Raw genomic sequence first — 13333 nt, forward strand, 5'->3', positions numbered from 1 at the left:
ACCGAGACTGCCGCCCGCTGGACGTTCCCTCCTCCGGGACCGGTCGGCTCATCCGCGCGTCCCCGGGCTCCGGGACGGCGACGACGCGGGCCACGCGATGTCGTCGATCGCGAGCCACGGCGCGGCGGCCACCGCCGTGGGCGTGAAACCGGTGAACTCCTTGACCTCGTGCGCGAGATGGGACTGGTCGACGTAGCCGCTCGCGGCGGCGACGTCGACCGCGCCGAGACCCGCCGCGAGAAGGTGGGCGGCATGGTCGAAGCGCACCAGGCGGGCGGCGCGTTTGGGGGCGATGCCCAGTTGGGACCGGAAGCGGGCCGAGAGCCGTTTGCGGCTCCACCCGACCTCGTCCGCCAGGCTGTCGACGCGTATCCGCCCCCGGCTCGCGCGTATCCGCCGCCAGGCGTGGGCCACTTCACCGTCCACCGGGGAGCGTGCGGCGGGCGGTTCTGTCAGCCGTCGGCCGAGGATGTCCACCACCGCCGCGAACCGTTCGTCCCACGAGGCGGCGGCGCGCAGGCGCTCCTCGGCCTGTCCGGCGTCGCGGCCCCACACCTCCTCCAGGGGCACCACCGTCCCGCACAGATCGGGCGACGCCCTGAGCAGTACGGCCGCCGCGACCGGGTCCAGCCTGATCTGGAGGACTTCGCCGACCCGGCCGCTCGCCCGGAGCGCGCCGGGGAGGAGCCCGGCGACGACGCTGCCGCGCCCGCGCCGGCCGTGGGCGTCGTGGAGGAGGCTTCCTTCGTCACTCATGTCCACGAGAAGGGTGAGGGAGGGGTGCGCGATCATGGCGATGTCCGCCGACGTGTGAACCCGCGGGCGGAAACCGGCCATGCCGACACCCGGCAGCCGGCACGGCGGACGCGGGGTCGCGATGTCCCACAACGCCCAGTCCAGTGTTCCGGTTGGTCTTCGGGCCGACCGCATACGACCACCCTAGTCCTCAGGGGAGCACGGGCGGGGCGCCGGCGTCCGCCGCCGTGAAGCCGAGCAGCAGTTCACCGGTCGCCTCGGGGGCTTCGAGCAGGGGCAGGTGTCCGACGCCGGGCAGCAGCTCGACCCGGGCGTCGGGCACCCGCTCGTACCGGTGCGCCGAGGACGGTTCCCAGCGGGGGTCGGCGGCACCGAAGATCACCAGCAGCGGGAGCCGGAGTGCGGCGAGACGTTCGGGCACGCTCCGCTCGGCGACGTACGCGGTGGTCCGCCGATCCATCGCCCGGAAGGTCCGGTACGAGATGCTGCGGACCCCGGCGACCAGTTCGTCCGGGACGTCGACCGGACGAGCAGCCGTCGCCCTGATCGCTTTGCGGATCATCGAGTCCGTACGCAGCGGCCACAGGAGCGGCCCGAGCGGCGGTTCCAGCAGCGCCCGCAGCACGGCCGGCTGCGGCAGGAACGCGTCGAGAGCGGGCCCGGTGCTGATCAGCGTGAGCGAGCCGACCAGATCGGGGCGCTGCTCGGCCAGCGCCGTGAGGACGTAGCCGCCGCTGGAGTGCCCGGCCGCGGCGATGTGACGAAGCCCCAGGTCGTCCAGGAGCGCGGCCACCCGGGCCGCTTGCACGGGCACGTCGTACGGCGGCGCGGGCGGGGAGTGGCCGCAGCCGGGGAGGTCGATCCGGATGACATGACGGTGGCCGGCGAGTGCCGGGACCATCGGGGCCCAGGAGCCGCCCGAGGCGCCCGATCCGTGCACGAGCAGCAAAGGGGGCGCCTGCCGTGCGCCGTCGTGGACCACATGCATGCCGTGCGAGTGCTCAACGTCGTTTCCGCCCATGCGGGGCATCATGCGCAGGCTGCCCGGAGCCTGTCTTGTACGAATGTCGCCGGGCGGCTGCTCCCGCCTGGTGCGGGCCGGACCGGCGCCGCGCCGTGCTTCAGTGCCTGCGGGCGGCCGTCGCGCGGCGTGCTCCGTGGATGGCGGCGCCGACCGCCAGCACCGCGGCCCCGGCGACGACGGAGGACGGCGGCAGGGCGAAGGCCAGCGCGAGGCAGCCGGCCAGTCCGACGGCCGGCACCAGCCGGTGGGGGCGGCCCTCTTCGGGGGTGAGCGTCCAGGCCGAGGCGTTGGCGACGGCGTAGTAGATCAGTACGCCGAAGGAGGAGAAGCCGATCGCGTCACGTACGTCCGCCGTCATCACCACCACGGCCACCACGGCGCCGACCGCGAGCTCCGCCCGGTGCGGCACCCGGTGGCGGGGGTGGACGGCGGCCAGAGCGTGGGGCAGGTGCCGGTCGCGGGCCATCGCGAGAACGGTGCGGGAGACACCGAGGACCAGCGCCAGCAGCGAGCCGAGCGCGGCCACCGCGGCGCCGGCCCGTACGACGGGCGCGAGCCCGCCGGCGCCGGCGGCCCGCGCGGCGTCCGACAGCGGTGCCGCGGCGCCGGCGAGGTGATCGGCGTCCAGCACCGCCAGCACGGTGAGGGCGACGGCCGCGTAGACGGCCAGGGTGATCCCGAGCGCGAGGGCGATCGCCCGGGGGATGGTCCGGGCGGGCTCCCGGACCTCTTCGCCGAGGGTGGCGATCCGCGCGTACCCGGCGAACGCGAAGAACAGCAGCCCCGCCGCCTGGAGCACCCCGGCGAAGGAGAGGCCCGGTCCCGGGTGCAGCCGTGCGGCCTCGGCACGTCCGGAGAGGAGGGCGGCGACGACCACGGCGGCGAGCACGGCCAGTACGACCGCCACGATGGCGCGGGTCAGCAGCGCCGACTTGTGCACCCCCGCGTAGTTGACGGCGGTCAGTGCCACCACCGCCGCGACAGCGACCAGGTGGGCCTGGTCCGGCCGGACGTAGGAGCCGACGGTGAGCGCCATCGCCGCGCAGGAGGCCGTCTTGCCGACCACGAACCCCCAGCCGGCCAGGAAGCCCCAGAAGTCGCCGAGCCGTTCACGCCCGTAGAGGTAGGTCCCGCCGGAGGCCGGGTAGCGGGCGGCGAGCCGGGCGGAGGACGTCGCGTTGCAGTACGCGACCACGGCGGCCAGGGCCAGTCCGAGCAGCAGCGCGGGCCCGGCCGCAGCAGCCGCCGGTGCGAGCGCGGCGAAGATGCCCGCGCCGATCATCGAGCCCATGCCGATCACGACGGCGTCCGTCAGTCCGAGCCGGCGCCGCAACGCGTCCGGACCACCGCCGGCGGCCGACGGTTCGCTCACGGGTACCCCCTCGGGCGGCCACTGCCGCCGGTTTCACGGACTCCGACGCCGCCAGACGATAGAGCAACCCCGCGCACTCTCGCGGCCTCCGGCGCCGCGCGGAGAGGTGGACCGAGGCTGCGGCGTCGTCGACGGCTCAGGCCTGGCCGCGGCAGAGCACCGGGAGGCGGGGCCCCTGGCCCGGCAGCCCCGTGCTGTGTGCCCCACAGCCCGGCCGCCCCGCCTCCGCCGGGCTTCGTCGCGGGAGGTCCCACCCGGCACCGGGTCCCCCTCTGGGACGCCAGGTGCCACACGCCGTCCCCCGATCGGCTCACGCTCTCGTACCGCCCGCACGGCCGTGGCAGCCGCGGGGCATGCCCCCTCGTGCCGCCCGGTACCGGGGGCGTCCCGCCGCCGGGCCCCGCAGAACGCCGCTGGGGGCGTCTCCGGAAGGAAGGGGAGCGCGTTGCACAACGAGCCCGACCACGAGACCCGAGGGGGAGCGGCCCTGCCGGCCGCGCAATCCCTCGACGGCCCTTCCGGGGCGGCATGATGCCGAACCGGATCAGTCTTTACACGAGCGAGCCGGTGCGACCCGGAGCGGACATCCCCGTCTTCTACGAGGTCGAGGTGCCGGGCAACAACCGCGTCGCCCTCCACCGCGTCGAGCGCGGGGACGAGGAACCGGTCACCTCCGAGTACGCCCCCGGGACCGCCGGGGTGGTGTGGTTCTCCGGACTGTCCACCGACCCGGACGAGGACGACGCCGTCTCACCCGGCCGCTACACCCTCACGCTCCAGGAGGTCGGTCGACTCCCCGGCCCCGGCGGGGCCGACGGCGCGGGCGCACCCGGCCAGGCCGTCACCGATCTGACCGAACCTCTGCCGTTCGAACTGACCGCCGACCCGTACTTCGTGCCGAGTTCCCTCACCACCGCCGGCGTCATCCCCGGACAGCCGGTCTGTGTGCCGCTCCTCGGACTGCTGCGCACCTTCGGCCGGCCCGTCACCCTGACCGGGCACAGCGGCGACGACTGGCTGACGGTCTCGCCCTCGGGCAAGGTGACCGGGGTGGCCCCCGCCGCGACGGCGGGCCGGTACGGACATCTCGTCGTCGCCGCCCGCACCGTCGACGACCCGGAGGGGCCCGGGGCCACCATCGCCGTGACCGTACCCGTACGCGGCGAGAGCGACCCGGTCGCCGAGCGGCTGCGGGTGGCCACCTGGAACATGTGGTACGACGCCACGTGCGTCCTCAACGGGGAGGACAAGGTCCTGCGTGCCCTGCTGGAGCAGGACGTCGACCTGGTGGCCCTCCAGGAAGTGCACCGCTACCAGGAGCCGGGCACCGTGCGACGCCTCGCCGAACGGCTGGGCTGGTACTACCACGAGTACCCGCGTCTGCACGACGATCCGGTCCACGACAAGGACGTCGGTCTCCTCTCACGTCACCCCATCGACCCCGAGGCCAGTGGTTTCCACGAGCATTACCTCCGCACCGCCGTGACCGTCGGCGCGCTGACCGTGCAGGTGGTCACCGTCCACCTCGACCACACCTCCTACGGCCCCGACAAGGCGCCGCCCGGCACCCGCCGCTTCACCGCCGCCGTCCGTCAGCAGGAGTGCGACTCCGACCGGGCCGAGGAGATGGAGAAGCACATCCTCGCCCCGCTTGCCCCCTATCTGGCCCGCGCGGAGGAGGAACCGGTCCTCGTCATCGGTGACTTCAACAGCCCCTCGCACCTCGACTGGACCAGTGAGGTCTCCACGCCGCCCTTCAACTGGCCGGTCACCCAGCTCCTGGAGGACGCCGGCTTCACCGACTCCTACCGCGCCGTCCACCCCGAGCCCACCGCCGACCCGGGCCTGACCTGGTCACCGGTCACCCTGTGGCGGGAGGGGCTGCAACGCGTCGAGCCGCAGGACCGTATCGACTTCATCTTCCACAAAGGGTCCCGCCTCCGCGCACTGGACTCCCGCACCCTGGTGACCGGCTGCCCCGCCCCGGCCGAGGAACACCCGGCCTGGCAGCACCACCCCCGCTACCGCTACAACACCTGGCCCTCCGACCACGCCGCCGTGCTCACCACCTACGAGCTGCGCGGGCGGTGATGCGGCACGGGGGAGTCGCCCGAGGCTGCTCGCTCCCGGTCGGTGAAGGGAGGGGAGGGAAGGGTCCGGCTGTGCTGCGGGCATTGCCGCCTGCCCGTCGTCCCGAGCCCGGGGAGGAGGCCCGGCGCGGTCCCCGTGGATCCATTATGCGTCGCGGCGGCCCCCCGGCACACCCTCCTTGTGCACGATCTTGTCCGCCTCCGGCAGGTCTTACGGTGAGACGCATCCCCGATCCCGGAACGGAGAACCGCCTTGCCTGCCTCGCATTCCGACGAGCGTTCCCTCACCCGTGACGGCGTGGAACTCGCCGTACGCGACCACGGCGGCGACGGTCCGCCGCTGCTCCTGCTGCACGGCGCCGGCCGGACGCTCGCCGACTGGGCGGCCGTCGCCCCGCAGCTGACCGCGCGGCACCGCGTCGTGGCGATGGACCTGCGGGCGCACGGCCGTTCCGGGACCGGCCCGTGGACGTTCCCCGAGGTCCTCGACGACATCGCGGCGGTGCTGGACGCCCTCGGCATCCCGCACGCCGTCCTGGCCGGCCATTCGCTCGGTGGCATGCTCGCCGCCGCGTACGCCGCCGAACACCCGGAGACGCCCGCCGCCGTCAACCTCGACGGCCACGGGTACGGGCAGCCGCACCAGTACGCCGGGCTGGACCCCGAGTACGTCGAGCGGAGACTCGCCGAGGTCCGGGGGTTCGCCGCCCAGGCGGCCGGCCGGGCGCTCCCGGAGGCGGAGATGGAGGCATTGCTCGCCCAGCAGGCCGCCACTGCCGAGAACCTGGGCATATCCGCCGACCTGTTCGACGCGGCGTCGCGCAGGGCGCTCGCCGTGCGCGAGGACGGTATGCGCTGCCTGCGGCCCGAGCGCGGGCCGGCGGTGCAGATGCTGCGCGCCATGGACGAGCTCGACCTGTTCGCCCTCTACCGGCGGGTCACCGGGCCGCTGCTGATCTGCCGGGCGACCCGCCCCAACCCGCCCACTCCCGGCCTGCCGTGGTTCGACGAACTGATGGCGGCCTACGCCCGGGGGCTGGAGCGGGACCTGAGCCGGTTGGCCGGGGAACAGCCGCACATCACGGTCGAGGGGATCGACGCCACACACGCCATGCTCTTCGAACGGCCGCGGGAAGTGGCGGCTCACATCCTCGCGTTCACCGCCCGCCACGCCCGGCCCCGGCCGTAGCGGCCCGCGCCCTGTTCGTGCGGGGCGGCAACTCTCCACCGCGCGGCCGGACCCGTCGTGGGTGCTCCGCGGCCCTCCGGGCGATGCGCTCGCTCCGCGAGGCGCTGGGGGCCGGCGGGTGCCCTCAGCGCAGTGCGGCGGTCACCAGGCCCCGGATCTCGTGGTCCGAGACGGTCCCTCCACTCACCAGACGGTCGAACACCAGGCCGTCGACACAGGTCAGCAAGGTGACGGTGCGGGCTTCGGCGTCTGCGACGCCCTGCGCGGCCAGGAAGTCGCGCACGGCCCGGTGCGCGGCGTTCTCGCGCGGGACGAGGATCTCCCGCAGCTCCGGATGGTGCACGCTCTCGATGGCGCAGGCGTACCGCGCCAGCGAGCGGCGCCGGCCCTCGCCCGTGAGCCGCTGCCCGGCGAAGGCGGCGATCCCGGCCGTCAGTTCTTCGGCGTTCCGCGGTGCGGGTGTCCGCTCACCGATGTCCTGGAGCTCTGCCTGGTCGAGCGCGACCAGGCGCCGGACCAGGGCGGTGAGCAGTGCTTGCCGGGTGCGGTAGTAGGCGGAGGTGGTGCCGGGAGGCAGATTCGCCGCCCGGTCCACCGCGCGATGGGTCAGTCCGCGGAACCCGGACTGGGCGAGCACGTCGACGGCCGCGTCGGCCAGGAGGGTGCGTCGGTCGGTGGGCATCCCCCCTTTCTACACCTGTAGAGGGGCAGGAGTACGCTCCTTCTACATCTGTAGAAGCGAGTGAGGGGGCCGGAATGGGCGGTACCGCGGTAGTGGTCGGCGGAGGCATCGGCGGGCTGGCCGCCGCGATCGGACTGCACAGGACCGGCTGGGAGGTGACAGTCGTCGAACGCGCACCGGTCCTCGCCGATGTGGGAGCGGCCATCTCCCTGCACGCCAACGGCATCCGTGCCCTCGACACCCTCGGCGTCGGCGAGGCGGTGCGCGCGGCCTCACGCCCCCAGTACACCGGCGGCACCCGGACCCCCGGCGGGGGCTGGCTGGCCCGGATGGACGGAGCCGTGCTGGAGCGCGAGCTGGGTACCCCGATCGTCGGCATCACCCGGGCCGAGCTGCACCGGCTGCTGCGTTCCGCACTGCCGGAAGGCGCTCTGGCGATCGGCATCGAAGCGGTGTCCGCCGGCCCCGCCGGCGCCGGACGCGTGCGGGTGACGCTCAAGGAGGGTGCGCTCGACGCGGATCTGGTCGTCGCCGCCGACGGCGTGAACAGCCGTCTGCGCGCCCAGCTCTTCCCCCGCCATCCGGGCCCTGTGCACAGCGGCTCGACCGTCCTGCGCGCCATCACCGAGGAGGCGGTCGGGCTGGACATGGACTTCGCCCTCACATGGGGAAACGGCGCGGAGTTCGGGCACATCGCCCTGCCCGACGACCGGGCGGAGTGGCACGCCGTACTCAACTCGCCGCCCGGCGTACGGCACGCGGACCCCCTGGCCAGGCTGCGCCGTCGCTTCGCCGCCTGGCACGATCCCATCCCCCGCCTGCTGGCCGCGACCCGGCCGGAAGCCGTCCTGCACCACGACATCCACGAACTGGTGACCCCGCTGCCCGCCTTCACCGCGGGCCGGATCGCACTGCTGGGCGACGCGGCCCACGCGATGACCCCGAACCTCGGCCAGGGTGCCTGCCAGGCACTGGAGGACGCGGCCACCCTCGCGGCGGCACTCGCCGCCGAACCCACCGTCGAGTCCGGGCTGGCCCGTTACGACGCGGAGCGCCGCCCGCGCAGCCAGGCCGTCGCCCGCGCCGCGCGGCAGGCCGGCCGCATGGGGCAGCAGCTGAGCCATCCGCTGGCCGTCGCCGCACGCAACACCGCGCTGCGGCTGGCTCCTTCCCGTGCGACGATCCGCGGCATCCTGCGGCATGCCGACTGGACGCCACCGGTTTTGGGCTGACCCGGCCCCGCGCGCCGGCGGGGCGCGGGGGGCCTGCTCCTACCGGGACTCGACGGCGGTGACGGTGAGCGCCCACGACCCGTCCGGGTAGGGGCCTGTGCAGGCGAACTCCTTGACGGGCCACGCATGGCCGTCCGCCATACACTGGTCCCCGCTGGGCTCCTTGTAGGTGTCGCCGACCATGTAGTGCCCGGGGTCGGGCAGGGCCCGCGCGGCCCCGGCGGTATCGCCGGAGAAGGCGACGACGCCGGCGCCGAGGAGACCGGCGCCGACGAGCGCGGCGTGTTTGAACTTGAGCACGTGTTCCTCTCGCGCGTACGCGTCCGGGAGCCGTCCGGACGGCTCGGTGTCACGGCGGGGTGGTGGGCGCGGGGCCGCTGCGGGCTCCTGCCACGGCGTTCGATGCCCGGCCGGCCGGAAAGGTTCACGGCACTCCGCGGCTTCTTCCCTTCGCGGGCAGTCGGCGCCGGGCGCTCCCGGCGAGCCCCCCCGCCCCCGGGCCCGGGCCGTCCGGGGGCGGGCACACCAGCTTAAAGCAGTGATTTGCGCTTTAGTTGTCGGCCGCCTAGAGTCTTAAGGCAGAGATCATCGCTTTAAGTGCTCCCGGGAGGGACCATGTCCACGTACGAGACCGCCCACGAACTCGGCCGGAAGTTCCACGCCTTCCTCGCCGCCGGCGACTGGGACGGCATCCGCACGCTGCTCACCGACGACGCCACCTGGACGCTGCCGGGCGACAACACCATCTCCGGCACGGCCGACGGCGCCGACGCGGTCGTCGAGCGGGCGAGGAAGATCGCCTCCTACGGTCTCCGCTTCGAACTGCTGCACATCCTGGTCAGCCGCGAGAACATGGCCCTCTCCCTGCACAACACGGCGCAGCGGGGCGAGGTCCGGCTGGATGAGTACCTGTCCACCGTCTGCCGGCTGCGCGACGGAAAGATCGCGCAGATCGAGACCTATCTGTCCGACGTGCCCGGCATGAACGCCTTCTTCGTCTGAGCCGACGGCCCGTTCATCAAGACGCATGGTTTACGTGCTCACAACATGTGCCGCGTCTTCGGGCCGGGGATGCTCCGGGCGCGGGCGCGTCCGTACGCGCCCGCGCCCGGAAGGAGGACTCCATGACCGACCCCGTGACACGCGGTGGCCCGGGCCGCACCCCGCAGCCCCGCGCCGACAGCGGCACCGACACCGGGCAGGTTCCGGAGTGGCCGGACGCCGCGGCCCGTGAGCGGATCGCAGAGGCGGAGGCCATCGGCACCTTCAGCTACCTCGGGGAGACCTGGGATTTCGCACCGGGGGTCTTTCTGCCGACCACGTCCTACGCCACCGCCTTCTTCGCCCAGCGCCTGCCCTACCCCAGAGGCGGAACCTTCCTCGAAGTGGGCTGCGGAGCCGGCGTCACGGCGGTGTACGCGGCGCGGGCCGGGTGCGCGGACGTGCTCGCGGTGGACGTCGAACCGCACGCCGTCGTCGCCACCAGGCGCAACGCCCGGCGGCACCGGACCCCGCAGGTGCGGGCCAAGACCGGCGATGTCTTCGACGCGCTCGGACCGGACGACGGGCCGTTCGACCTCGTCTTCTGGGCACTTCCCTATGTGAGCCTGCCCGAGGGCTCGCCGCCGCCCAGCTCCTACGCCAGGGGCGTGGAGGACGTCGGCCACTACTGCTGCCGCACCTATCTCGCCGGCGCACGCCGTCATCTGGCGCCCGGCGGGCGGCTGTTCCTCGGCCTCGGTGACATCTCGGACGAGGAAGCGCTGCACTCCCTGGCCGCCGCACACGGCTTCCGCGCCGAACTGACGGACCGCGGCAGGGGCACGCCCGGCGACGGCATCGACGACCCCGTCGAGCACCGGTTGTACGAGCTGCTGCCGGTCGCCGGCACCGCGTGACACCGGCCGGGCGCCTCGCTTCGCCGCCGCGGCGCCCGGCGCACCGGGCGGCCCCGTCCCCGGGGATCACCCCGTGGGCTGCCGGAACCCGTGCGCCGAGCCGGCCTGACACACCGTTTCCGGCGCGCCGGGTTCACAGCGCGGCGCACGCCTCGCCGAGCGCCTGGTCCAGGATCGACAGGCCGAGCGACAGCTCCTCCTCGGTGGCGGTCAGCGGCGGTGCGATCCGGAAGGTGCCGCCCATACCGGGCAGCTGGACGATGTTCATGTGCAGGCCGAGTTCCAGGCAGCGTCGGGTGACCAGGGCGCCCAACTCGTCGGAGGTCCGCTTCGTCGCGCGGTCGACGACGAGTTCGAGACCGGCGAGCAGTCCCCGGCCGCGGATGTCGCCGACGACCGGGTGGCGCCCGGCCATCTCGGTCAGCCCGTCGCGGAGGAACTCACCGAGCGCCCGTGCCCGCTCGTCCAGCCGGTCCCGGGTCAGTACGTCGAGGACGGTGTTTCCGACAGCGGCCACCAGCGGGTCGGCGACGTGGGTGGTGAAGAACAGGAAACCGCGCTCGTGCGCCTCCTGTTCGATCTCCTCGCTGGTGATCACCGCTGCCAGGGGGAGTCCGGCGCCGAGCGTCTTGGACAGGGTGAGGATGTCGGGGACGACACCGTCACGCTCGAACGCGTACCAGGTGCCGGTGCGGCACAGTCCGGTCTGCGCCTCGTCGAGGATGAGCAGCATGCCGCGTTCACGGCACTTCTCGCGCAGGGCGGCGAAGTACCCGGCGGGCGGCTCGATGATCCCGCCGGAGCTGAGGATCGGTTCCACGAGGCACGCGGCCAGGCTGCCGGTCGACTGGGCGTCGATCAGGTCGAAGGCGAAGTCCAGCTGGCGGCGCCAGTCCAGGCAGCCGTCGGCCGTGGTGAAGTCCGGCCGGTAGGTGTTGGGCACGGGGATGGCGAAGTTGCCGGGCGCTCCGGGACCGTACCCCTTGCGTCCCGCGCTGTAGGTGGCGGACGCGGCGGCCTGCGTCATACCGTGCCAGGACCGCGCGAAGGAGACGACCTCGTGTTTGCCGGTGACGAGTTTCGCCATCCGGAGTGCGGCTTCGTTCGACTCGGCGCCGGTCGTCAGCAGGAGCGCCTTCTCCAGCGGTGCGGGCAGGGTGCCGGCCAGCCGCCGGGCGAGACCGACGACAGGCGGGCTGAGCATGCCGCTGTAGAGATGGTCCAGCGAGGCGATCTGCTGCCGCACCGTATCCACGATCTCCGGGTGCGAGTGCCCGAGGATCGCGCTCATCTGTCCGGAGGTGAAGTCGAGGACCTTCCGGCCGTCCGCGGTGAACACGTAGCTCCCGGCGGCACGGTCGATGATCTCGGGGGTGAAGGCGCCTCCGTAACGGACGAGGTGCCGCTCGGCGTCGGCCCACAGAGCTGCTGTCGCCGACGGCGCGGTGGTCGAAACAGTCATGATCCGACCGTAGGACGGGCCTGAAGAACGCGTCCATCTCACATTTCCGGAACTTCTGTGCGGTGAAACCGCACAATAATGAGCGCATGATGAACCCCTGGAGGCTTCAGCTGCTCAGCCGGCTCGACACGCTCGGCACGGTCCGCGCGGTCGCCGAGGCGGCCAACCTGAGCCCGTCGAACGTGTCCCAGCAGCTCGCCACACTGGAGACCGAGACGGGCACACAGCTGCTGGAACGGACGGGCCGCCGGGTGCGGCTGACCCCCGCCGGGCTGATCCTGGCGCGCCGGGCGCGCACCATCCTCGACCACATGGCCGGCGTCGAGGCGGAGCTGCGGGGCTTCGGGGCGGAGCCGGCCGGACGGGTGCGGCTCGGCGCCTTCCAGAGCGCGATCCACACCATGGCCGTGCCCGCGGTGACCCGTCTGACCCGCGAACACCCCAAGCTCGATGTCGAACTGCTGGAGCTGGAGCCGCACGAGAGCATCCCCGCACTGCGGGTGGGCGACGTGGATCTCATCATCACGACCACGGACTTCGACGAGCTGCCGCTGGGGCCGGACATCGACCTCGTGCCGCTCGCCACGGACCCCGTTCTCCTGGTGGTCCCGCCCGGCCATCCCGCGGCCAAACGCGGCACCGTGGACCTGGCGTCCTGCACCGACGCCTCCTGGTCGTTCGACAAGCCGCAGTCGTACATGGCCAACCTGGCGCTGCGACTGTGCCGCCAGGCGGGGTTCGAGCCCCACATCGTGTGCAGGTTCAGCAACTACATGATGACGCTGCAGCACGTCGAGGCCGGGCTGTCCATCGCCCTGCTGCCCGGACTGGCGGTCGACCTCGGCCGCTACCGCGTCCTGACCCGGGAACTGTCGAACCCGGTCACCCGTACGATCACCGCCGCGGTCCGCCGTGGTTCACCGCCCCGCGCGGCCGTGCGCGCGGTACTGGACGCGCTGCGGCACCGTCCGGAGCCGCCCGTCGGAGCGTGACGCCGAAGAGCGCGCCACCGCGCGCCCTTGACCGCGCTCCGGCGCCGCGCTCCGGCCGCCACCGCGCGCGGCACCGCCTTGGCCTGCGCGGCGCCGTCCCGGCCCGTGCGGGTCCGGGTGAGCGGCCGAAGCGCCGGACGCGTCAGTCGGAGGGTTCCCCGGAGGCCTGCTCCTGCGCCTCCAGGTCCGGCTTGAGCGCGTCACCGGCCTCGCCGGTCCGCGACTCGTCCTCCTCGCCGACCGAGGTGAGCGCCTGCCGCGCTTCCTCCTCCGTCTCCTCGAGGGCCGTACGTGGCTTGTCGCCGTTCCGGCTCATGCACCTGCTCCTTCCTGGCCACTCGGCGGTCCCGCACCTGCGCACGAGCCGCACCGCACCGCGCCGCCCGGTCCGGAGCAGCGGAACCTGCCCGCCCCGGCCGGGCCCGTCGGCGCGGTGCGGACCTCCCGTGCGCCGGTGCCTGTCGGCGTAACCGGTTGGCACGTTCCGAAACGTCGGCCGCGCCGCCCCGCGCGGGAGGGACCCAGGGGAAGCCGCCGGCCCTGACCCGCGGAGCGAGCCGGCTTTCCGGGACACCTCACGCGCCGGCCGCAGGGCATAGGCTGCACCGACGGTGCCGCCTATGCGGCAGTCGGATC

Annotated in this window: 13 protein-coding genes; 6 read left to right on the top strand and 7 right to left on the bottom strand. The window is 73.5% G+C overall.

Annotated elements, in window-relative coordinates:
- Positions 1-48: 48 nt before the first annotated feature.
- The 3 genes from IO40_RS0106950 to IO40_RS0106960 all read right to left on the bottom strand — a co-directional run bounded on the left by IO40_RS0106950 (position 49) and on the right by IO40_RS0106960 (position 3152).
- Positions 49-930: a helix-turn-helix domain-containing protein gene (locus IO40_RS0106950; RefSeq protein WP_030407330.1), complete on the bottom strand. Its 882-nt coding sequence runs from the start codon at positions 928-930 to the stop codon at positions 49-51.
- A 16-nt stretch (positions 931-946) separates the two neighbouring features.
- Positions 947-1777, bottom strand: a complete 831-nt coding sequence (locus IO40_RS0106955) for an alpha/beta fold hydrolase (protein ID WP_031175049.1) — start codon at positions 1775-1777, stop codon at positions 947-949.
- Between the two features lie 100 nt (positions 1778-1877).
- Positions 1878-3152: an APC family permease gene (locus IO40_RS0106960; RefSeq protein WP_031175050.1), complete on the bottom strand. Its 1275-nt coding sequence runs from the start codon at positions 3150-3152 to the stop codon at positions 1878-1880.
- Positions 3153-3719: 567 nt separating this feature from the next.
- Between IO40_RS0106960 and IO40_RS34740 the strand changes: the two genes are divergently transcribed.
- Together IO40_RS34740 and IO40_RS0106970 are read left to right on the top strand one after the other, a co-directional pair.
- Positions 3720-5243 carry an endonuclease/exonuclease/phosphatase family protein gene (locus IO40_RS34740; RefSeq protein ID WP_051719269.1) on the top strand — a complete coding sequence of 508 codons (1524 nt, stop codon included), beginning with the start codon at positions 3720-3722 and terminating at the stop codon, positions 5241-5243.
- A gap of 252 nt (positions 5244-5495) precedes the next feature.
- The gene (locus IO40_RS0106970) at positions 5496-6431 is read left to right on the top strand and encodes an alpha/beta fold hydrolase (protein WP_031175052.1); all 936 of its coding nucleotides are present in this window, start codon (positions 5496-5498) and stop codon (positions 6429-6431) included.
- Positions 6432-6555: 124 nt separating this feature from the next.
- On the opposite strand, the gene IO40_RS0106975 is transcribed toward IO40_RS0106970, so the two are convergent.
- A complete protein-coding gene (locus tag IO40_RS0106975) occupies positions 6556-7113 on the bottom strand; it encodes a TetR/AcrR family transcriptional regulator (RefSeq protein WP_031175053.1) in 558 nt (185 codons plus the stop codon).
- Positions 7114-7187: 74 nt separating this feature from the next.
- Here IO40_RS0106975 and IO40_RS0106980 point away from each other — a divergent pair, with 74 nt between their 5' ends.
- Positions 7188-8345 carry an FAD-dependent monooxygenase gene (locus tag IO40_RS0106980; protein WP_031175054.1) on the top strand — a complete coding sequence of 386 codons (1158 nt, stop codon included), beginning with the start codon at positions 7188-7190 and terminating at the stop codon, positions 8343-8345.
- A gap of 39 nt (positions 8346-8384) precedes the next feature.
- Here the strand turns inward: IO40_RS0106980 and IO40_RS0106985 are convergent, their stop codons facing one another.
- Entirely contained in the window at positions 8385-8645 is a 261-nt protein-coding gene (locus tag IO40_RS0106985) for a hypothetical protein (protein ID WP_016471666.1), read from the bottom strand.
- Between the two features lie 315 nt (positions 8646-8960).
- On the opposite strand from IO40_RS0106985, the gene IO40_RS0106990 reads away from it, so the two are divergent.
- Together IO40_RS0106990 and IO40_RS33250 are read left to right on the top strand one after the other, a co-directional pair.
- A complete protein-coding gene (locus IO40_RS0106990) occupies positions 8961-9347 on the top strand; it encodes a nuclear transport factor 2 family protein (protein ID WP_016471667.1) in 387 nt (128 codons plus the stop codon).
- Positions 9348-9469: 122 nt separating this feature from the next.
- On the top strand, positions 9470-10243 hold the full coding sequence (locus tag IO40_RS33250) for a methyltransferase domain-containing protein (protein WP_051719270.1): 774 nt from the start codon (positions 9470-9472) through the stop codon (positions 10241-10243).
- A gap of 133 nt (positions 10244-10376) precedes the next feature.
- Here the strand turns inward: IO40_RS33250 and IO40_RS0107000 are convergent, their stop codons facing one another.
- Entirely contained in the window at positions 10377-11705 is a 1329-nt protein-coding gene (locus tag IO40_RS0107000; RefSeq protein ID WP_016471669.1) for an aspartate aminotransferase family protein, read from the bottom strand.
- Positions 11706-11791: 86 nt separating this feature from the next.
- On the opposite strand from IO40_RS0107000, the gene IO40_RS0107005 reads away from it, so the two are divergent.
- A complete protein-coding gene (locus tag IO40_RS0107005; RefSeq protein WP_031175056.1) occupies positions 11792-12697 on the top strand; it encodes a LysR family transcriptional regulator in 906 nt (301 codons plus the stop codon).
- A gap of 142 nt (positions 12698-12839) precedes the next feature.
- Here the strand turns inward: IO40_RS0107005 and IO40_RS37535 are convergent, their stop codons facing one another.
- Positions 12840-13013 (bottom strand): hypothetical protein, encoded by a 174-nt coding sequence (locus IO40_RS37535; RefSeq protein ID WP_016471671.1) that lies wholly within the window; start codon positions 13011-13013, stop codon positions 12840-12842.
- Positions 13014-13333: the final 320 nt, after the last annotated feature.

Origin of the sequence: Streptomyces albus subsp. albus, from assembly GCF_000725885.1 — a bacterium.
Lineage (GTDB): Bacteria > Actinomycetota > Actinomycetes > Streptomycetales > Streptomycetaceae > Streptomyces > Streptomyces albus.